Origin of the sequence: Pseudovibrio sp. POLY-S9 (assembly GCF_001431305.1) — a bacterium.
In the GTDB taxonomy this organism is placed as follows: domain Bacteria; phylum Pseudomonadota; class Alphaproteobacteria; order Rhizobiales; family Stappiaceae; genus Pseudovibrio.
Map to the genome: position 1 here is coordinate 173,169 of NZ_LCWX01000122.1, position 20,905 is coordinate 194,073.

The following is a 20,905-nucleotide window of genomic DNA, read 5'->3' on the forward strand; positions in this document are numbered from 1 at the left end:
GCCCGTCACAGCCAAGCCCAGCTGTGAAGCAGCCGGAGCCGATTGCGCCAGTACCAGAGAAAACTGCAGAAAAGCCTGCACCAAAACCGGAAGCGCCACAGCCAGAAGCACCGGCAGCATCCAAGCCTATTCCAAAAGCGGCAATGAAACCGCCTTTGAATGGTCCGGCAGCAAACGCAGCAAGTGCTTTCATGCGCCCTCGGGTAACTGAGACGCCGGCCAAAGTGCAGGAAGAGAAGAAAGACACGCCAAAACCTGAGGCGGCAGCCGAAAAGCCTGTCGCAAAAGCTGAAGCTGCTGCTGAAAAGCTTGCGCTGAAGCCAGAAGAGACAAAAGCTGACGCAGCACCAGCAGCTATTCCAGCTGAAAAAGCAGAGGCAACGCCAACACCTGCCGCAGAGCAGCAGCCCGAGCCAGCCAAGGCAAAGGAAAAAGCCGCCAGCAAAGCAAAAGCCAAGAAGCCAGCTAAGCAGGAAAAGGCACCTGAAGCTGAGAAAACAGTAAAGCAGGAAGAGAAGGCAGAAAAGCCGGTAGCTTCCGAAGCTGCTCCTAAAAAAGCAGAGAAAACATCACCTAAAGATGATCCCAGCGAAGCTGTAGATGGCATCGCAAAGGAAATGGCAGACCTGCTAGATGACATTGAGGCCAACACAAAATAATTTAGCAGGAATGGTGAAAGCAAAGCTGAGCGAAAACAAAGGCCGATTGGGGCTTTTGGGTTTCGCTCTCTTGCTTTTCTGGTTCGGTCCTGCTGCTGCTCAAAGCATTTCAATTGATTTTGGAGGCGGAGAAGGCAACTCGGTTACAGAGCGTGCTGTTCAGCTGGTTATGCTGCTCACAGTGCTCTCACTGGCGCCGAGCATCCTGATCATGGTGACAAGCTTCACGCGTATCGTTGTGGTTCTTTCACTGCTCCGCTCTGCAATCGGGCTTCAGACTGCACCACCAAACGCGGTCATGTTATCCCTTGCCATGTTCCTGACAGCCTTCGTCATGGCCCCAGCCTTTGAAACTGCATGGGATCTCGGCGCAAAGCCCATGATTGAAGGCACCATCGACCCGCAAGAAGCATTCAACCGGGCATCCGAACCCTTTCACGAGTTCATGCGTCAACAAGTACGCGAAACTGATCTCCTGCTCTTTCAGGAACTCGCAAAGACCCCTGCCCCGGAAACTCCTGAAGAGCTGAGCCTGCGCGTTCTGGTGCCAGCCTTCATGATCAGCGAGTTGCGCCGCGCCTTTGAAATCGGCTTCCTGCTCTACCTGCCGTTCCTCATCATCGATCTCGTGATTGCATCAGTCCTGATGTCCATGGGTATGATGATGCTGCCACCAATCGTGATCTCGCTGCCATTCAAGCTCATCTTCTTTGTGCTCGTAGACGGCTGGCAACTGATCGCAGGCAGTCTGGTCCGAAGTTTCGGCGGTTAGCCACTTCCCCGTTCAGCCAGACATCAAACAAAAACACCGCATGAAAGATCATGCGGTGTTAAAACTGCTTCACGACGAGGCTGCTTAAGCAGCTCCCTCACTTGTATCTTCAGGATAAAGGAAAGCTTCCTCAGTCGGAATAATCGGCGTTGCTGAGAGATATTGACGTCTGTACTCCTCAAGGAAGGACACCAGACTATCCCCACCACCAATCGACTTGGCAACATTCAGGAACTCAACGCCGCGATCATCAATGGGCCGCGTCACAATCTCAAATGTTTCAGCCTGCGGAGACTCGCTCATTTTCTGCGAGTATTTCTGCCGCAGCCGCTCAAGACCTAAGCTATCTTCAGCCAGCGTATAGGCAATCGCCGCGCGGATGACATCAACACGCTCATGGTCAGCAAGCGGCACTTCATCAGACCAGCGACTGCCGTTCATCTGTTCCAGCTGCTCACCAGCCTTCCGCCAGGACCGCGCCGACCAAAGCGTATCAGCCCGCAAACGATCCACGTCTGACCCAGACATGTTACGCACCAGCTCCAGAGCAAGATCAGGACGCCCGCTCTCACTCAAAGCACGCGCCTCAACAATATTTCGCTGGCGCTGCAAAGCAGCCGGCAATTGTCCCTGACGCGTTTGCGAAAGCACCCGCAGCGCTTCTTCCGGCTTCCGGTTCAGCAGATAAACAACAGCCAGATCAGCAGCGATCTGCGCCCGCGCAGCACCTTTCAGACGCTTGTCGATCTGATGCCGCAAAACAGAGGCTGCCTGATCCAGCAGGTCCATATCAATCAGACGACTGGCCAGCATCCGCGCCATCTCATCACCTTGACGACCAGCAGGCACCAACTCACGGAAATCATAAAACAGCGCAAGCGCCTTCACAGGCTCCAGAGCTTGCGCCCTGCCTTCAAGGAACAGGGTTGCAAAGACAGAACCCATTTCCTGCTGAATGTTCGAGGTGATTTCTGCGCCTGCATCAGATTGCACAGCCTGAGACATCGCCTCAAAGGCCCGGCGGTAATTGCCTTCCTGCGCATGCAGCTGAGCCATCAGCCGCAAAGTCTTCAGCTCAGTTTCATCACCACGCCACGACGCAGCAAGCCCCTCCAGTTCGGAGAGGGCTTCATCCGCATCAATCAAACCATCCCGATACCGCAGCTTCACACTCAGGAACTTGGCTTCAGCAGCCTCCGGCCCATCACTGGAGCGCACCACCAGATCATACACATCCAGCGCTTCCTGTGAGCGGCCAGAAGCATCGGCAATCCGCCCGCGCAGCAAGTCATACTGAATGGCCTGCTCTTCATTCACATCAGAAGGCTCAATCTGCGACAAAGCCCCCAGCGCCCGACCATAGTTGCCAAGAGCCAGATGCGTCTTGGCAGCCGCAAGGTTGAAGTACACCTGCAACATCACCGGATAATTGGCCATAACAGCCAGCCCGCGCCCAAGATTTGCATGAGCGCCCTGCCAGTCCCCCAGCGAGGAATGCGCAAAAGTCCGCCACACCGCAGCATCGGGGCTGCTGGCAAGTTCGGGAGCCGCAAGATACTCAAGCGCTTCACCTGGTCGCGACGCCAACATCTGCGCAGCACCCATCATCACGTTGAAGGTGGCATCTTTCTCGATGAGAGGATCGTCCTCTTCCATGATGCGCAAGGTGCCAATAGCTTCCTGCGCAAATCCACTGGAGAGAAAAAACCGCGCCATATCCAGACGTGGGCCACTCAACTGCTCCGGATCAGCCTTCGCAATCGCATCCTCATGCGCTCGAAGGCCTTGCATGTAATCCTCAGGCTTTTGCTGGTCCAGCTGCGCAAATTCAATCAGGCCCGGTTGTGTCGGGTCCTTAACATGAGCGCCAATCGTCGTGCCTTTGGAAAGACCACGATTCGAAATCTTCAATCCGTCAGGTCTGGAGATCACAAGATCTTCACCCGACAACTCAACATCAATCCCATCTGCACTCGGAACCACCGCAAGTCCCTGAGAGCTGCGCAGAATCTGTACCTGAGGGAACCGGTGCGATTTCAAAATACCACGAACAGGCGCAGGACCGCTGACCACATAAATCCGGTCACCGACGCTTTTGTCAGTTAGCACATGCAATCGCCCACTTGCACCAAACGGCAAACGCAGAACATTCGAGCCATCACCCTGCACATTCCGCTCAACATCAACCGGATCAGTCTTTGTCGAGATCGACGGCCCCAAAGTGATCGCCCAGGCGTCATCCTGATACTCGATGGAAATCAACGTGGTCCGCTTCAGGTCAAACCGCAGCACCTGCGCACCATCGACTTCATCAAGTTCCACCTTGCGCGCGAGATCACTCAAAACGGCTGGAATACCGCGCCCATCCAGATGCTCCTCACTGTCGAACACCGCCCAGACTTTTTCATCACGGCGGAAAACAGCAGCACCAACCTCGTTCTCAAACGGAAACACCAGACGAACGGTATCACCAATGCGATATGTCTCAACGCCAACAACACGCGCTGCAGCGTCGTTCTCTTCCTGAATAATTGTTTCAGCAGAAGCACGACGCGCAATCGGCAACTCCTCGTCTGCGTCAGCAACAACAGCTGCAGCAGCCGGAACAGCATCAGCGCCCGCGCCTTGCTCAGGTGCAAGCGTCACTGGTATCGAGGTCTGCCCACCTGCATTCACAACCTCGGCAATGAGATCGGTTTCCGGAATCACCTCAGCAACAGGTGCCACATCAGTTTCAGGCGCAGGCTCAGGCTTCACACGGCGAACAGGTTGCGCCTTTACAACAACAGCTTCAACGGGCTCTGGCTCTTTGCCAACCTCAACCTGCAAGTCTTCTTCCAAAGGCTTTGATAGAGGAATGTCAGCTGGAGCAGGCCTGTCAACCGGATCACCAATGCGTTCCAACTCCGGTTTCGCAACTGGCAACGGCATCTGCGGAAAATCAAGGCCATCATTCACGCTGGTTTGAGCGGTCTGAACAGGTTGAGGCGTCGGAAACAGACTGCCCGGAGCAGCAACCCGAGCCTGATCAACAGCAGCAGACACGTCAGGTGCAATTGCAGCGGGTGCCGCATCTTTATTACCAAGCGTGTTTATGACATTCGAAGCGCCTTGCGGCACATCTCCATCGCCAAAAAGCTCATCGCGAACTTCGGAAACCCGTGGATCCAACTGGCCGATGTCTTCAGGCGTGACATCAACAATAAGCTGCTTCCCCTCCTGAAAAGATCGCACATCAACACTCGGATCAACAATCATGTTGAAGATCAGATCATTGTCGCGGGTTTGCGAGCCAACATCCAGCACAGTACCCGGTAGACTTGCTTTAAACTGAGACAGATCCAGATCAGCAGCCTGATCAAACTTGACGCGAATATTGTTTCCATTGCGCTCAAACGCACTGCCAACCTTCACATTCCAGTCGAAGATCAGGCGCGTAAATGTTGGATGTGTCCCAATCCGCAGCTTGACCTTGATCTCCTGATCTTCAAGCGCGTTCGCTTCTTCCAACACACGAATACGCTCAAGCGCTTCCGCAGCCCGTCGGGCAAGCTCATCAACCACATCCTGAGGTAAGGACGGAGGCCGGCCCTCGTAATTGGCAGGAAGCAGATCAATAAAGAGCTTCTCTCCAGCTTCCATACTGTTGATGTTAACCAGCTGCCGCAATGCAAAACGCAGCGCAGCACCATCAGGATCAGCACGGGCAATGGAGATGTAGTCCATCAAAGCTTCCGGCACATCATCAACATCCGCTGCAATGCCCTCTGGAAAGGAGATGCGCAGGACACTGGTGGAAATGGAAGCTTCATAGGGTGGCAACAACGAGCGATCCGGGAACGTGATTACCATGCGGGCAAAATTGCCGGTGTCTTCAACCTCAAGAACAGCAGAAGCTGGCTCGGCCCAGGCACTTAAAACACTGCCCCCTAAGGCAGTTGTGGCGAGCATGAAGGAGACAAGCCAAGCCTTACCCTTTACCCTCACAATGCGTGCTCCATGCAATGCACGGCGCGGCACAAAAGGTAAAGTGGCGCGCAGAAAGGAACGCTTCTGCTTATCTTTAAGGTCGCCCTCAAAATCGCCCATGCCTGAGTCTTACTCCTAAAATTAATTAGGTATCTGTAACAATTGGCTATTAACGCAAGCTTACAGACTCCTGAGCCAAGAGCGAAAAACCGCCAATTTGCTCAGTTAATTCCCCTGAATCTTCGGAAGAATTGTGGAAGTCGTCTTCACATTGCGGCTCTCGCCTGCTGCCAGTGCAATTGTCAGCTGCTCCGCCATTTCCGGATCCATCTCAGAAAGCACATCCGCCATCTTCCGCGGCTGCATCTCCTTCACCACCTTCAGCATGATGTCCAGGTCCAGACGGTTGAAGATCCGTGCTGCATTCTTGGCCTTCATGCTTTCATAGATCTTCACCAGATCCAGGATCTCTTCTGCAGCCTGTTTTTCCTTGCGCTCAACTTCAGAATTGATCTTCGCTTCAAGCGCCTTAAGTTCCTGAAAACGCTTATTAAAACGCGCCTCAGCAGCTGCAAGAACCTGCTCGCGAAGCTCCAGATCACTTTCACGCTGGTTCAGCACATCACGGCGATTGCCAAGACTATTGAGAACTGCAAGTTCAGAAACGGAGTTCGTTGGAACACCACTTTCTTTCACACCACTTGTATTTTGAGCGATCTGGATCTTCCGTGCGCCGGATGGATTGGGAAGATCGTTTGGAGTAGCAGGTGCCTCTTCCTCAGCCTTCGCCACTTCCGACTGCTGCGCATCAGCAACCCGAACAGCACCAATTGGATAAGTATCACCCAGAAACAAACCAAGCAGTTTCAAAACCAGAAGGGCGCTACCAGCAAATACGACAATCGGAAGGAGCCTTAGTTTCATGCTACACGGTCCTGCGCTTGTCTACGGAAGCGCTCAAGGCGCGCAGCTGATTCATTTGCAGCTTCACGAATGTCACGGGTCACAGAGCGGGTCGCAGCTTTAGGGGCTGGAGCGCTACGTGTTTCAGCCGGATGCATCGTTTCCTGTTCCGCAATGATCCCGGCAGCAAGTCCCTCCGCTGCGGTTTCATAAGTGCGGGACATTGGAGCTGATGGCGCAGCCACACGAGTATCACGATCAGCAAGTGCACGATCTGCAACACCGCCAATGCGGTCCAGCACATCTTCACCGGCTCCCAACTGATTAGTCAGTTTGCGGGAAACCGCCTCAGCCTCGCCCAGACGCACACCAAGAGTACGGTCTGCATTTCCGCAGGTGGACTTGAGACCCATGATCGCACGCTCTGCAATTTCAGTCGCTGTAATCAGCTCAGAAATGGTTGCGCGCAAGGACTCTTCGTCGGAGCGGAGACGACTTAGGCGACGATTAAGTGTCCAGCAATACCCAATGGTAATCACAAGAAGAACCGCAACGATGCATTCAATAATAAGACCTAGGGACATCTAGTTTGTCTCCAGTTCGCTTTGCAGGGACTTTTCAAAAGCGGCAAGCGTCATTTTCGGTTGCTTCAGCTTCTTTGAAATTTCGATGGAAATTCGGTCATCAACATGGCCCATAAGGCCCTCTGTCAAAGCCACTCCCCCGCATTTCACCTGAACAGGATCACGCGGGCCGGTATCAAACAGCAAGGTCTGACCAACTTCCAGATTCAACACCCGCTGGAGCGGGATGGTGTTTTCATAAAGGACAGCATCAACCTGCACTTCTGAGGAATAAACCTCAGTGGCAAGGTGCTCTTCCCAAATAGGATCACGCCCGAACTTCTCACCCATGAACATCTGCAGAAGCAGTTCACGGATTGGCTCAAGGGTCGCGTAAGGCAGCACAATCTCAACTTTGCCGCCGCGATCTTCCATATCGATGCGCAGCTCAACCATGATCGCAGCATTCGCAGGACGGGAGATCGCAGCAAAGCGTGGGTTCGTTTCCAAACGCTCAAGCGGGAAGCTCACAGGGGACAACGGTCCAAAAGCCTGCTCAGCATCCAGTAGAATAATCTCGATCATCCGGCGCACCAGATTGCTCTCAATCGTGGTGTATGGCCGCCCTTCAACGCGTGTAGGTGAAGACCCACGGCCACCACCAAGCAACACATCAATGATGGAATAGATCAGAGAGCTCTCAACGGTAACAAGCCCAAAGCCATCCCATTCCTTGGCCTTGAACACGCCAAGGATCGCTGGAAGTGGAATTGAGTTCAGGTAGTCACCAAAACGCACATTGGTCATGGAGTCCAAGGAGACTTCGACATTGTCCGATGTGAAATTACGCAGAGATGTCGTTGTGAGACGTACGAGACGGTCAAACACGATCTCCAGCATCGGCAGGCGCTCATAAGATACCATTGCCGAATTGATCAGCGCACGAATACCGCCTTCATCACCAGCCAGAGACCCATCCAGCGTAAAGCCCAGAAGGTTGTCGATCTCTTCCTGATTCAGAATACGGTCAGCACCACGAGACGCGCTCTCTACATCCGGTTCGCTGTCGTCGATCATCGCAGCCCATTGAGCTGCGGCCTCTTCACCGCCTTCTACGCCTTGCTCCTGAAGCGCAGCGCCCCAGGCCGCGGCAAGATCCTCATCACTGTCACCACCCTCAGCTTCAGAAAGAGCGGTGTCCCATGCATCATCCATATTTTCAGGGAGAGTATCGGTATCTGACATATGCCGCCCCCCCCTACTGGATCAGGATCTCTTTAAAGAGAACCCCTTCAACCTTGGCTGGATAGATTGCAGAGTTGATGCGGCGCAGAAGTTGCTCCTTCAAGCGGAACAGTCCGGCAGATCCTTCCAGATCAGCAGGGCGCAACTCACGCAGATAAATCTGGAAAGCATCAAGAATGCGCGGAAGATAAGGCTCCACCTGAGAAACCATGCTGTCGCTCTCAACTTCAAGAGCAATGCGAACTTTCAGGTAGGTCGTGCGGCCTTGGGTAGAAAGGTTCACCGTCATTTCTGGCAGATCGTAAAAAACGACAGGCTTGGTTTGGATCTGCTCAACAGTACCATCCGCCCGCTTGACAGTGGCTGTGTCGCCCAGATTGATCCAGTCCATTACATATGCACCGCCCACACCAAGGGTTAACAGCAAGACGCCAGCAATCGCTCCGATAACGATCTTGCGTTTGCCGGACTTACCGTCATCCTCAGTATTTTGCAGTTCCGCATCTGCCATTTTTGCGTCCCGGTGAATCGCAATTAAAAGTTTAGTAACTATTAATGCAACCTAATTGGTTAACACTGATTACCGAATGGTTAATACCGTCATTACTAAGCAATTTTTGCCCACTAGGAAATTAAAGTAGGCATATTTTATCAAATACTTAACAGATAATTTGCGCTTCCCTCCATCAAAACAGCAGAATTCAGCCAAAGTTTCAAACTGGCACAACTCCTGCAAGAACCTTGGCGCTGCGGGTCTGGGGAGACCTGTTGCAATGCTGGGGAGCATAAAATGGAAAACGCACAGCTGATCGGCTTATCACGCCAAAGTGCCCTTCGTCGGAACTTGGATGTGGTGGCCAACAATCTGGCTAACATCAATACGACTGGCTACAAGGCTCAAAGGCTTATCTTTGAAGAGTTCTTGATGCCAACCGCGCAGGCGACTGAATTTCAGCGCCCGGACCGCCCTTTGTCCTTTACGCAAGATGTAGGGACAGCAACAGTTCTGACACAGGGCTCGATCCAGCTGACAGGTAATCCGCTCGACGTCGCAATCGAAGGTGACGGCTATCTGGCTGTGACTGGCGCAGGCGGTGAGCAGCTTTACACTCGCGCAGGCAGCCTTGCCATTGATCCTGAGGGCACGCTCGTAACAGATGCAGGCCTGCCAGTTCTCGCTGACGGCGCTCCAATCCAAATCAATCCAGAAGATGGTGAAATCACCATCACCAAAGAAGGCGTGATCTCCACCCCACAAGCTCAACTTGGCCGATTGGATGTTTACACCTTCGACAACCGCCAAGAGCTTTTGCACGTTGGCACAAACCTGTTTTCCGGCTTGAACCCAATCCCAGCAAATAACCCGACTGTCGTCCAGGGCGCCCTTGAAGGCTCCAACGTGGAAGGCATTCAGGAAATCTCCCGCATGATTGAAATCACCCGTCAATACAAAAGCGTGTCCAAGATGATGTCGCAGCGCAACGAACTTCGTCAGCGCTCCATCCGCGAACTTGGATCGGTTGAAGCTTAAGGAACAGCCCAATGAAAGCCCTTCACATCGCCGCAACCGGCATGAAAGCTCAGGAACTGAACGTCGAAGTTATTTCGAACAACGTGGCCAACATGCGCACCACTGGCTACAAGCGCCAGCGCGCAGACTTTCAGGATCTGCTCTACGAAAACCAGCGCCGCATGGGCACCGAAACCTCAGACGCAGGCACAATCGTTCCAAACGGCGTGCAAATCGGCTCCGGTGTACGCACAGCAGCAACCACACGCATCATGTCACCGGGCTCCGTGACCCAAACGGGCAACGAGTACGACATAACAATTCGCGGCGAAGGCTTCTTCCAGATCCAGCGTCCGGACGGCACAACCGGCTTCACCCGTGACGGTTCTTTCGCACGCTCCCAGACAGGCCAGCTCGTCACCAAAGACGGCTATACAGTTCAGCCTGGAATCACAATTCCGGACAACGCCCGCGATCTGACAATCAACGTTCAAGGCCTCGTGCAGGCCATGGATGACAACGATCAGGTCCTGAACCTCGGGCAGCTCGAAATCGCCCGCTTCACAAACAAAGCTGGCCTTGAGGCAATTGGCGACAACCTCTTCCTGGAAACACCGGCAAGCGGCCCGCCACAGACAGACAACCCGGGCAACGCAGGCTTTGGCAACATCCTTCAGCGCCACCTTGAATCATCCAACGTCGATGCTGTGACCGAGCTTTCCAATCTGATTTCAGCTCAGCGTGCTTACGAGATGAACTCCAAGATCATCAAAGCAGCCGATGAGATGTACTCCACCACAACGAATCTTCGCTAAGGAGTTGAGTTGATGAGAAAGTTGGCAACCACACTCATTGCAGGACTACTGGCCCTGACAGCCAGCAGCGCATTTGCGGCCTCAACCCTGCGCCCAACGGTCAACGTAACCGGACCAGTCGTCACCATTGGTGACTTCTACACCGAAGCGGGAGAGCTGGCTCAAACACCAATCTTTCGCAGCCCGGACCTTGGCACCACTGGCAACGTGTCTGCATTGATCATCGCACAGCAGGCACAGGCCGCTGGCTTTATTCAGGCCGATACCAACGGCCTGACAACTGTGAGTGTGCACCGCCTTTCCATCCCGGTAGATGAAACACTCATCTCAGACATCCTGCGCAATGCATTTGCGGAGCGCGCAAGCGTGCAGCCGGACGAGATTGAAATCTCCTACCACTCACCACTTCCGGTGAACATGCAGGCAGACGCCAACTCCATTTCTCCGCTAACCATCGGGCACATCAACTGGTCACCGCGCACCGCACGCTTCAAAGCCATCCTCAATGTGGTGCAGGAAGGCCAGAGCAAGCCAATCTCTGTCATTGGCAACGCCTCTCAGATGGTGTCCATCACCACTCTGGCACGCAATCTGGAACGCGGCAGGGTCATCACTGCCAAAGACATTCGCGAGGAGCGCAAGCCAGCCTCCCGCTATGCCGGACGTGAGTTTCTTGCAGCTGCTGATCTTGTTGGAATGGAAGTGCGCCGTAACATGCGCTCTGGTTCAACCATCACTCCAAGGGATGTAAGCGCACCGATCCTCGTCAAGCGCGGCGCTAAAGTGACTGTGATCTACAAGATCCCCGGCATGAACATCACAACTCAGGGCAAAGCCAAGTCTGAAGGCGGCAAAAATGACCTGATTGAGATTGTGAACCCAATTTCAAAGAAAACGATCCTTGCTGAAGTCATCGGCAGAGACATCGCCATCGTGACCACCGCGAAAACGCAAGTCGCAGCCGTATTGGAGAACCGCTGATGCCGAGAATATCTTCAGCAACCAAAATCAAGCAATATGCTGCGCTCACGATTGGCCTGTTTGCACTCGTCGGCTGCGAGACAGCCGACAAACTTTCCAAAGTTGGTCAAGAACCTGTTCTGACCGCGATTCAGGACCCACGCACGCAGCCAGGCTATCGCCCGGTACAAATGCCAATGCCAATTAAGGAAGTAGAGCGCTACAACGCGAACTCTCTTTGGCGCACCGGCAACAGAGCCTTCTTTCAGGACCAGCGCGCAAAACGTGTTGGCGACATCGTAACGGTAAACGTCACCATTTCCGACAAAGCAGCGTTTGAGAACACCTCGAAGAGCTCACGCAGTGATGCGAAAAACTCAGGAGCTGGTGGCGCACTCGGCGGCGCGATCAACACACTGGCACTTCCTGCCAGCGCTTCAGCTGACGCTCTGGCATCAATCAACAGCTCCGACAACTTTCAGGGCACCGGCTCTATCGACCGCACAGAAAGCCTGAAGACCACCGTCGCAGCTGTCGTGACACAGGTACTGCCCAACTCCAACCTCGTCATCGAGGGCCGTCAGGAAGTGCGTGTAAACCACGAAGTTCGCGAGTTGATCGTAGCAGGCGTTGTTCGTCCGCAGGACATTGCATCCGACAACACAGTTGAGAGCACCAAGATCGCAGAGGCACGCATCGGCTACGGCGGTCGCGGCCAGATCTCCGTTGCCCAACAACCTAAATACGGCAGTCAGGTGCTGGACATCGTGCTTCCGTTTTAGAGCGCGATGCGTGACTGTAAATGAACGCTGCGTGCTCAAAAAGAAATCAAAGAACCCAAAACCGCTTAATAAGCTCCCCAGCTTGAGCGGTACATAAAGCGAGCTCGGCAACATGCTCCCCAGCATGCCGGGCTCGTTTTCTTTCGTGCACCAGAACACCGCACACCGACGTCCGGCCAAAACAAAACAAGGGAAGCACAGCTAAGCCGTGCTTCCCTCGTAAAGTCATACTTCAAGTACTAGAGCCTAAAAACTTAGGACCACAGCTTGAAAGGCGATATCCTGTCTCCCTGAGGATCAGTCATCCCGATAGATTTTCTCGCGCCGCTCATGAGCCTCTTGGGCTTCAATAGAAAGCGTTGCGATAGGTCGTGCATCCAAACGACGAACAGAGATTGGCTCGCCAGTCTCTTCGCAGTAGCCGTAGGATTTGTCTTCAATGCGAGCAAGAGCAGCGTCAATTTTGGAAATCAACTTTCTCTGCCGGTCACGCGCACGTAATTCAATCGACCGATCGGTTTCAGAAGAAGCACGATCAGCCAGATCTGGGTGATTAGTGCTTTCTTCTTGAAGCGCAGCAAGGGTCTCCTTGCTCTCTTTCAGAATATCTTCCTTCCACGCAAGAAGCTTTCTACGAAAGTACTCGCGCTGTTGGTCGTTCATGAATGGTTCATCCTGTGTTGGACGATAATCAATTGCGACATCAACTGCCATCTGAAACTCCGCCTATTTATATGGGCGGCTGGAATATAGCGAGAGGAACCTGAAACAACAATCTACTAAAAAGATGAAATTGTCTAAGAACACAATTATTCAGTGCATTCAGCAACTTATGCGGTTGGAAACCTTTGATACTATCGTAAATGGATAGGCTATTCTACGTAGTGACCTAGCTTTGCGAGCTCGATTCTTGCACGCAATTCAATATCTTCGACCACTCTGTCGAGACCGGGGTTACCACTTTTGACCTGCATGGACAGGTTTCCAACAAGCCGCTCAAGGCGCTCTGGCTGCACTTTGCCTTGCAGCAAATCGATCCGCAGCGCATCTAGTTGATCCAGAAGTTTATTTCCATGCTGCACAGCGCGCTGCTTGTCATCGACCTGCACTTCCATCTGCTGAAGAGCCAGCAAAGAATCCACACCCTGCAGCGACGGTGTTGGAACACCAGCCTGCGACTGCGCAACGCTGGTGGTCTCCTCCTCAACAGCAAACGCACCCGCCTGCTCGCCTTCAGAACCTTTGCGACGTTTCGTGCCCACTTTACTCGTGGAGTTCAAACCAGAAACTGGAGTGCTGCGTACAAGCAAGACCTTACCCTCAGAGCTATGGAACTGGACAAAAGCTTAAACCCGAACGCATTTGCCGAGCTGATCACGTAAAACTTTACCAAGCAGGCAACAATTGCCGCATTAAAATTTGCAGTGCTTTAACTTTTATCCACCCTCTACTAAAAATACCCAATAAATTCAGCAGGTTAAAAATTAGCAAACGCAGCACTGAAACTGGCACAAAATTCGCATATTTCCGGCATGTGTGAACTGAACAGCCGGGTACCAATGCGCTCTTTCGCAAACTTACGTAGAATCGCCGCAGCGGCACTGATCGTCCTTATGGGCGCGACCCTTCAGGGAAACGCAGCCTCAAGGATCAAAGACATCACTGACTTTGAAGGCATCCGGGACAACCAGCTCATTGGTTACGGTCTCGTCGTCGGCCTTCAGGGCACTGGTGACTCTCTCAATGCCTCACCATTCACCCGGCAATCTTTGCAGGCAATGTTGGAACGCCTTGGCGTCAACACCAACGAAGCAGACCTGAACACAAAAAACACCGCCGCCGTGATGGTGACTGCCAACCTGCCAGCGTTCTCAACACAAGGCACCCGCATCGACGTGACCGTGAGTGCACTTGGCGATGCAAAGAACCTTCAGGGCGGAACACTGTTGGTGACCCCACTGATGGGCGCAGACGGAGAAGCCTACGCCATTGCGCAAGGCCCGGTGGCAATCGCTGGCTTTGCAGCACAGGGCGACGCAGCTTCCGTTGTGCGCGGCGTCCCAACATCTGGCCGCATTCCAAACGGTGCTCTTGTGGAGCGGGAGGTTGAGTTCAAACTCTCTTCTCTCAGCACCATTCGTCTGGCCCTGCGCAATCCGGACCTGACCACATCCCGTCGTATTGCTGTGGCAATTAACGAGCTGATTGGCCTACCGACTGCAGAACCACTCGACCCATCCACTGTTCGCCTCACACTTCCAAAACAGTTCGATGGCAACATTGTCGATCTGATCACTGATATCGAACAGCTGATCGTAGAGCCTGATTTACCGGCCAAGATCGTGATTGACGAAAGCTCCGGCATCATCGTCATGGGTCAGCAGGTGAAAGTCTCCACCGTCGCAGTCGCACAGGGCAATCTCACAGTCACCATCGCAGAATCACCAGAGGTGGTTCAGCCGCTGCCATTCGCACAGGGCCAAACGGCTGCGGTGCCTCGTACAGACGTGCAGGTGACTGAAGACAATAGCCAGCTGGCACTCGTCAACGAAACAATCACACTGCAGCAGCTTGTTGATGGATTGAACGCTCTGGGCATCGGCCCAAGAGACCTGATCTCCATCTTACAGGCCATCAAAGCCGCTGGCGCCCTTCAGGCAGAAATTGAGGTCCTCTAATGCTCCAACAAGCACAACTGCCCTCACCTGCGCTGACAAGCTCTGCAGACCTGATCGCGGGCGCCAATCAGGCAGGCAAACCACCAGCTGCCAAAGATCCGCTGATGGAAAAGGCCAAGGAATTTGAAACCGTATTCCTCAATGAGATGTTGCAAAACATGTTCACCGGCCTTGATGAAGGCGGGACCTATGGCAACGGCGAAGGCTCAGAAGCGTGGAAATCCATGCTGATCAACGAGTACGCCAACACAATGTCTCAATCTGGCGGCATTGGTATTGCAGCTTCAGTTCACTCGCAATTATTACAACTTCAAGAGAACGCAGTATGACCAACCAGTACGACGCTGAAACTGTTCCAAGTACAGTATCGTTTGAAGAAGAACCTATCCAGACACGGATGCAAGCCGAGGTCTTCTGCGAAAATTTTGAGACGGCAATGGACAACCTCGTAGATATCATCGAGACCGAAACAGAGCTGCTACGCGAAGGGCAGATTTCTGAGCTGCCAACCGTTGCCCCCAAAAAACATGCAGCGATCGAGTCATATCTCTCCGGCATCCGTGTGGCGAGTGCAAACGCCATCGCGCTTGGCAACCTCGCTCCGTTGTCCATTCAACGTATGCGCGAACGTCACGGTAATCTGCGGCCAATTCTTCAAACCAACCTGCAAGTGGTCTCTACGGCACGTTCAGTAACAGATAACGTCATCGAGACCGTTGCCAAGGCCGTTGGTTCTCAAATGAAGACAAGAGGTTACGGCGCCAACGGAATGATGAGTTCGCCCCAGAGATCCGCTCAGGGCATCGCCGTTAACCAAACCCTCTGAACGGCACGATATTAAGCGTGCATATTAACGAAATAGCCTGAAGATCGCCCGGAGCCTCCCTGAGAAATAGGGGTATTTGGCGGTTTTCAGTCGCATTTCTCTAAATATTTAGTAAATTCCGAGCGTTAAGATTAATCTTATTTAAGAACATTCCCCATAAAGTTGTCCGAGATTGAACACGTGGGGGACATTATGGAAATAGTCACACAAAGACCAACACTCTTACATCAGGCACTGACAACACAGGCAGCACCGGTAAAATCGGAGACCGAACAGGTCAAAACCGAACTCTCCGGCGCCCGGGCCGTCACTGCATCCTCTGAGTCAGAGGATAACTCAACCGCCACCGAAAAGTCCTACCTCTCAGACTCCCGTCTCGGCGTCATCCCTAGCAAACCTAAGGACGACCAGAGCCGCATTGAGCGCGGTTACAATTATGATGAAGAGTCAGATGAGCTCATCTATTCGATGACGCAAGAGCCAGAAGGCGACGTCATCTACGAACTGCCCTCCAAGACAGCTCGCCGCATTCGTGCGTTCCTGGATGAAGTCCTTCAGGCACAAGAAAAGCGCAGCCTGGGTGGTGAGGCAAAAGAGATTGATCCTGCGATCTACGAAGCCAAACAGGTCGAGCCAACGCAAGCAAAGCAGGCCTAAGCCACACAGGCTTTATCCTCCCTGCAAACCAGACTTATCCCCCTTGAGCTATGCCGCCCCCGCAGCATGGCTCTTTTTTTGTCTGTCCAGTGACCACCACATAACAACGCGCCCACCACCAAAAAAACGCAAAGCAACGCACATACCAACGCAAAAAGAAAAACGCGCCCCAAAGAGCGCGTTCTCCAAATTCTAAATCTGAAACAAAGCTTATCGGATAAGCTGCAGCACAGACTGACCAGCCTGAGTTGCCAGAGACAGAGTAGAAGTAGCAATGGAGTTCTGAGTGTTCAGAGCCGCAAGGTTCGCACCTTCCAGGTTGGAATCAGCCAGCGTCAACTTACCAGCACCAACTTCCAGAGTGTTGATGAGATCGGCAGTAAAGTCCTGACGGTTACTCACAACTGACAAGTTCGTACCAAAAGTAGATGCCTGAGCGCGCAGATCAAGCTGGGCTTGGCGGATTTGGTCCAATGAGTCTTCGATCAACCCATCATCACCCCAACCACTACCAGCACGCTGATCTTGAGCCTGTGTATCTTTCAGTACATCTACACCTCCGGAAGAACCAAAGTCTGCACCAGCAGTATTATTACCGTTACCTTGCAGGAACTTGATTTCTAAATCAGAAGTATCTGAATCAATCTTCAGTTTATTATCATGGACTTGTGCATTCACACCTGCGTTACCATTGAGCTCAGAAACTAGATTGCCAAGTGTAGTGGTGGCATTAATATCGAAGTTCTTGGCTTCTCCACCATCAACAGAAATAGTGATGCTATCGCGGTCTGCAAATCCATCTAGATCAGCAAGCACAGTTGAGTTGTCTAGCGTTCCCTGAGCGGTATCAGCAGCAGGCCAAACTGTACCAACACCAGTAGAGGCAAACGCAATGTCTTCATCGGAGGCAATCTTAAGCTTACCATCGGAGGTGATGGAAGCCTGAACACCTTCCTGTTCGTTTAATGTTGACGCGATGTTACCGAGAGTAGTCGTACTATCAACAGTGATCGTTACATCATCAAGACTACCAGTAGCTCCACCTACGTTGAAAGAAAGTACATCGCCGTTAGCGATACCATCAAGTGTGTTAATTGCAGTGGAACTTGATGCTGTACCAAAATCCAGTTCATCACTAAACTTTTCGGCACCAAGACCAAGCTCTACGAGGTTATCACTAAATGCAACAGCATCTTGAGATTTCACAGTTGCATCAATGCCATCGAGCTTAAAGTTAGCGTCTTCGGAATCTAGATCAGTATAATCAACAGCACCAATCTGCAGATCAGATGAACCATCTTCGTTAAACTTCACAGTAAGATCGTTACCGTCGCCACCGAGCAAGTTCTTGCCCTTATAGCCTGAATCCTTCGCGATGTCTTCAATTTGAGTGCGAAGTTCATTGTACTCTTCAGCATACTTAGCGCGCTCTGCAGTATCCTGTGTTTGCAGCGCCTGGTTTGCTTTACCTTTAGCGGCATCCAGAAGCTTGTCGATGGATTCAATGCCTTTGTCAGCAGCTTCAAGAGTAGAAACAGACTGTCCGATATCATCCTGAAGGTTACTCAGGTCAGAAGCACGGGAGTTCAGCGAAGAAGCTGTAAAGAAGGAGTTCGGATTATCAAGTGCTGAGTTAACTTTTTTGCCAGTTGAAAGACGCTCTTGAGTATCAGCAATAAGAGTAGCTGTGTTCTGCAGAGTACCAAGGTTAGAACGTACTGCAGCGGTGAGTGTAATATCAGCCATTTTATATGTCCCTTCTAGGATAATGAATGACCCTTCCTGGGTCACAAACGCAGCAAATAATTACTGAGTTTTAATTGGGTACAATTACCCATCCTGCGAGTAAAGGGGGAACGTGTTAACAAGCACTTAATAAATCAGGGATTGCAGCAACCACACTCATCACCTCGCAAATAAATTTAATTTTATATAATTAAGTCAAAAACTTACTCAACAACGGTAGCTAGACAGCTACGCAATATTGTCTGTGCATATTTCCGCCTATTAGTACTTTCACAGCCCACCCAATAGCTTAAGTTGCGCTGCATGAATTGGCGACTCTACATATTCAATTCAGAACAGCTCTAAACTTAAGCAAAATTAGAAATAAATCGCTGAATAACTCGTAAGATTTAACTAGATTAACCTTTTGGTTGCCATCATAGTTAAGAGTGCTTTGAAGGAGGCCGCATGGCACTGAAGGTCGAATTAAAACCTGGAGAAAAGTTGATTGTTGGTGAGACACTTATCACTAACGATAAGCAACGTGCACGATTTTTCATTCAGGGAGATGCACCTATTCTCCGAGAGAAGGATATCCTTCTGCCGGAAGACGCCAGCACCATGGCACAGCAGGTCTACCTTGCAGTGCAGGTCATGTATTTAAAGCAGGATATCACGGTCACTCAGAAAGAGTATTTCGATGTGATCGGAAAGATCCTGCAGGCCGCACCAAGCACACGCGACCTTATCAGCGAGATTAGCACCGCAATTTTGCGGGAAGAGCTGTATCGCGCGCTGAAACTCGCCAAGAAATTGATTGAATATGAAAGGACTTTGATAAGTCATGTATCAACAAGCAACTCAGGCATATCAGCAGTCCGCAAACACCTCGGCCTCAGCGGATCCGAGGACTCTGGAAGCTGAAGCTCTGATGAAAGCTGCAGCGCGCCTTTCTGTGCTGCAACGTGAGTGGGATACAGTTTCGCGCGAAGAACGTAATGAAACACTCATATTCAATCGCACGCTCTGGACAATTTTTGTAACTGAGGCCACTGCAGAGTATAGCGAGCTGCCTCTGGAGCTTCAAAATAACATCGCAAATCTGGCCCTGTTTATGTTCAACAGAACCATGGAAATGATGGGTGGTGCGGAGCCTGAGGCGCTTGAGACGATGATCAACATCAACAAGTCTCTGGCATCTGGATTAAGAGGCCAAAAGGCAAACGTATAATAACAAAAAGCCTCCGTTTTACGGAGGCTTTTTGTTATCTCAAGAAGTCAGTGATTGTTAGATTTAATAGTATAGACGTTGCCTGAAACGAGGCGTCTAAATCCGTCCTTAGCACGGCTATCTCAGTCCCAACTTCAGTCTTGTCAACGTTCTCGAGCCCGGTCAACGTATTATGATAGGTCAGAGACGCTTGCTTTTGCCTCTCAGCAGTACGTTTCACAGTGGTGTTTACCACCGACATCTCTGAGGCAACGCTTTGGATGCCAGAATTCCGGTCTCCCGCGAAAGAGAGTGCGTCATCGCTCTTATCTGCCAACGAAGCATAGTAGGATTTTGCGACCGCCTCACTCTCAGCATCATCTGGAGTTTCTGCTGTAAAGTCTGCCGCCACAAACACAGCAAGGTTTTGCAACTGCTCGGAAAACGCTGTCTCATTCGCGCGCGCGCCATACTCCACGCGCACATTGTCATCAATCTGAACAACCTTGTCTGAACGCGGATCATCAGAGTTCTCGGTACCGGTATACCAGTCAACCAGAAGATCTGGTGCGGTCTCATAACCAGAACCGTCCGCTTTTGGTACCTTCGGCGCTGGATCAGTCCGCCCGTGATTACCAAAAAATTCCTCACCAGCCTGCACATCAGCAACCGCACGAAGCTCAGTTTTTGCAATATCGCCTATTGCCTTATCAAAAGCTGCCTGAGCATTCTGAGCGCTCTCCAAAGCAGGATTAGCACCCGTTCCAATCAGGAAGGTTCCCTCCCCTGCATCAGGATCATCGGTTGCTGTAAGCTTAACAACTGATTTGCTCCCATCAGGAAGTTCCAGCTCAACTTCAATCGTATCACCAACACTCGGAGTGTCATTGAAAGCAAAGGTTCCCTTTTTGCCTTCAGGATTAAGCGGATCTGTCAGATCTTCAGGAGTAACCGTTGTTGCAACATCAGCAGAGGACGCAGCAACGGAAGTAATTTCAAAACCAAACCCCTCAACGTTGTCCTGTTGAAGTGTCAGAGTAGGAACACCAAGCGGGTTTGTCACATTGGATTCGATGCGACCATTCTCAGATGCACCAACATGAGCATTCTCATAACGTTTCATGAGCTCCTTGAGCCCAAGCTTTCCACCTTGCCCATCCATTATGGCATCAAGCGAGGCAACAGGTGGCTCAGTCGCATCCTTACCACCGAACAGATAATACCCGTTCACTTCAGAGTTCAGCTGCGAGATCGTCTCATGCAGCATAATCTCAGTCGCTTGTTGACTGGTCGTCTGGCCATCTGTGGTCAGCGTATAGTTGTTCTCATCAATAGCACTCACACTCTCAGAGCGCATTTTCTCCATATGCTCAAGAGACTTGCCCATAAGGTCAAGCTGAATGCTGGCAATCGCGTTAGAGTCTTCATAAACCTCAATATTTGAGATCTCGCGGCGCAACTCCAATGCCATGCGAGAATCTGAACTGATGCCACCATAGGTTTGAGACTTCAGCCCGGAAGTCAGCTGAATAGACTTGTTCTCCAGCTGCGTCTTTTGCTGCATGAGGAGATCAAGCATATAGCTATGAGATTTAGAATAACCGATTGTATTCATTTGAATAACTCAATTC

At 51.7% G+C, this 20,905-nt stretch carries 20 protein-coding genes and 1 pseudogene; 12 read left to right on the forward strand and 9 right to left on the reverse strand.

The genetic code is table 11. The annotated features are described in order from the left end of the window. Positions 1-659 (forward strand): annotated as a pseudogene (locus tag PPL9_RS10340) (hypothetical protein); the annotation flags it as partial. Positions 660-669: 10 nt separating this feature from the next. After that, complete coding sequence (gene fliP, locus PPL9_RS10345; protein WP_082596717.1) at positions 670-1,431, forward strand: flagellar type III secretion system pore protein FliP; 762 nt, start codon at positions 670-672, stop codon at positions 1,429-1,431. A gap of 84 nt (positions 1,432-1,515) precedes the next feature. Here fliP and PPL9_RS10350 read toward each other — a convergent pair whose 3' ends face one another. The 5 genes from PPL9_RS10350 to PPL9_RS10370 form a co-directional block, all read right to left on the reverse strand. Next, positions 1,516-5,520: a hypothetical protein gene (locus PPL9_RS10350; RefSeq protein WP_208989287.1), complete on the reverse strand. Its 4,005-nt coding sequence runs from the start codon at positions 5,518-5,520 to the stop codon at positions 1,516-1,518. Positions 5,521-5,625: 105 nt separating this feature from the next. After that, on the reverse strand, positions 5,626-6,324 hold the full coding sequence (locus PPL9_RS10355) for a FlaA (protein WP_057462617.1): 699 nt from the start codon (positions 6,322-6,324) through the stop codon (positions 5,626-5,628). Next, positions 6,321-6,887, reverse strand: a complete 567-nt coding sequence (locus PPL9_RS10360) for a DUF6468 domain-containing protein (RefSeq protein WP_057462618.1) — start codon at positions 6,885-6,887, stop codon at positions 6,321-6,323. The genes PPL9_RS10355 and PPL9_RS10360 overlap by 4 nt, the downstream gene beginning before the upstream one ends. Then, positions 6,888-8,111, reverse strand: coding sequence for a flagellar motor switch protein FliM (gene fliM, locus PPL9_RS10365; RefSeq protein WP_063289603.1), 1,224 nt, complete (start codon positions 8,109-8,111; stop codon positions 6,888-6,890). Between the two features lie 13 nt (positions 8,112-8,124). Continuing rightward, positions 8,125-8,622 (reverse strand): flagellar basal body-associated FliL family protein, encoded by a 498-nt coding sequence (locus PPL9_RS10370; protein WP_057462619.1) that lies wholly within the window; start codon positions 8,620-8,622, stop codon positions 8,125-8,127. A gap of 279 nt (positions 8,623-8,901) precedes the next feature. Between PPL9_RS10370 and flgF the strand changes: the two genes are divergently transcribed. Genes flgF through flgH form a run of 4 tightly spaced genes read left to right on the forward strand, consistent with a single transcriptional unit; the run spans position 8,902 to position 12,178 of the window. After that, positions 8,902-9,642: a flagellar basal-body rod protein FlgF gene (gene flgF, locus PPL9_RS10375; protein WP_057462620.1), complete on the forward strand. Its 741-nt coding sequence runs from the start codon at positions 8,902-8,904 to the stop codon at positions 9,640-9,642. An 11-nt stretch (positions 9,643-9,653) separates the two neighbouring features. Then, positions 9,654-10,436, forward strand: a complete 783-nt coding sequence (flgG, locus tag PPL9_RS10380) for a flagellar basal-body rod protein FlgG (protein WP_057462621.1) — start codon at positions 9,654-9,656, stop codon at positions 10,434-10,436. A gap of 12 nt (positions 10,437-10,448) precedes the next feature. Next, positions 10,449-11,417, forward strand: coding sequence for a flagellar basal body P-ring formation chaperone FlgA (gene flgA / locus PPL9_RS10385; protein ID WP_057462622.1), 969 nt, complete (start codon positions 10,449-10,451; stop codon positions 11,415-11,417). Further along, entirely contained in the window at positions 11,417-12,178 is a 762-nt protein-coding gene (gene flgH / locus PPL9_RS10390; RefSeq protein ID WP_057462623.1) for a flagellar basal body L-ring protein FlgH, read from the forward strand. Before flgA ends, flgH begins: the two co-directional genes overlap by 1 nt. A gap of 297 nt (positions 12,179-12,475) precedes the next feature. Here flgH and dksA read toward each other — a convergent pair whose 3' ends face one another. Together dksA and PPL9_RS10400 are read right to left on the reverse strand one after the other, a co-directional pair. Then, positions 12,476-12,892 (reverse strand): RNA polymerase-binding protein DksA, encoded by a 417-nt coding sequence (dksA, locus tag PPL9_RS10395; protein WP_057462624.1) that lies wholly within the window; start codon positions 12,890-12,892, stop codon positions 12,476-12,478. 158 nt (positions 12,893-13,050) lie between these two features. After that, positions 13,051-13,488: a flagellar assembly protein FliX gene (locus PPL9_RS10400; protein ID WP_057462625.1), complete on the reverse strand. Its 438-nt coding sequence runs from the start codon at positions 13,486-13,488 to the stop codon at positions 13,051-13,053. Positions 13,489-13,737: 249 nt separating this feature from the next. Here PPL9_RS10400 and PPL9_RS10405 point away from each other — a divergent pair, with 249 nt between their 5' ends. The 4 genes from PPL9_RS10405 (at position 13,738) to PPL9_RS10420 (ending at position 16,339) form a co-directional block, all read left to right on the forward strand. After that, on the forward strand, positions 13,738-14,856 hold the full coding sequence (locus PPL9_RS10405) for a flagellar basal body P-ring protein FlgI (RefSeq protein ID WP_057462689.1): 1,119 nt from the start codon (positions 13,738-13,740) through the stop codon (positions 14,854-14,856). Beyond that, positions 14,856-15,185: a rod-binding protein gene (locus PPL9_RS10410; protein WP_057462626.1), complete on the forward strand. Its 330-nt coding sequence runs from the start codon at positions 14,856-14,858 to the stop codon at positions 15,183-15,185. The genes PPL9_RS10405 and PPL9_RS10410 overlap by 1 nt, the downstream gene beginning before the upstream one ends. Beyond that, the gene (locus tag PPL9_RS10415; protein WP_057462627.1) at positions 15,182-15,682 is read left to right on the forward strand and encodes a flagellar protein FlgN; all 501 of its coding nucleotides are present in this window, start codon (positions 15,182-15,184) and stop codon (positions 15,680-15,682) included. Before PPL9_RS10410 ends, PPL9_RS10415 begins: the two co-directional genes overlap by 4 nt. Before the next feature lie 192 nt (positions 15,683-15,874). Continuing rightward, on the forward strand, positions 15,875-16,339 hold the full coding sequence (locus tag PPL9_RS10420; protein ID WP_057462628.1) for a hypothetical protein: 465 nt from the start codon (positions 15,875-15,877) through the stop codon (positions 16,337-16,339). Positions 16,340-16,549: 210 nt separating this feature from the next. Here PPL9_RS10420 and PPL9_RS10425 read toward each other — a convergent pair whose 3' ends face one another. After that, on the reverse strand, positions 16,550-18,085 hold the full coding sequence (locus PPL9_RS10425) for a flagellin hook IN motif-containing protein (protein ID WP_057462629.1): 1,536 nt from the start codon (positions 18,083-18,085) through the stop codon (positions 16,550-16,552). Positions 18,086-18,532: 447 nt separating this feature from the next. On the opposite strand from PPL9_RS10425, the gene PPL9_RS10430 reads away from it, so the two are divergent. Both PPL9_RS10430 and PPL9_RS10435 read left to right on the forward strand, forming a co-directional pair. Further along, positions 18,533-18,988 carry a flagellar biosynthesis repressor FlbT gene (locus PPL9_RS10430; RefSeq protein ID WP_057462630.1) on the forward strand — a complete coding sequence of 152 codons (456 nt, stop codon included), beginning with the start codon at positions 18,533-18,535 and terminating at the stop codon, positions 18,986-18,988. After that, positions 18,909-19,295 (forward strand): flagellar biosynthesis regulator FlaF, encoded by a 387-nt coding sequence (locus tag PPL9_RS10435; RefSeq protein WP_082596718.1) that lies wholly within the window; start codon positions 18,909-18,911, stop codon positions 19,293-19,295. Before PPL9_RS10430 ends, PPL9_RS10435 begins: the two co-directional genes overlap by 80 nt. A gap of 34 nt (positions 19,296-19,329) precedes the next feature. On the opposite strand, the gene PPL9_RS10440 is transcribed toward PPL9_RS10435, so the two are convergent. Beyond that, the gene (locus PPL9_RS10440; RefSeq protein WP_208989288.1) at positions 19,330-20,889 is read right to left on the reverse strand and encodes a hypothetical protein; all 1,560 of its coding nucleotides are present in this window, start codon (positions 20,887-20,889) and stop codon (positions 19,330-19,332) included. Positions 20,890-20,905 lie beyond the last annotated feature (16 nt).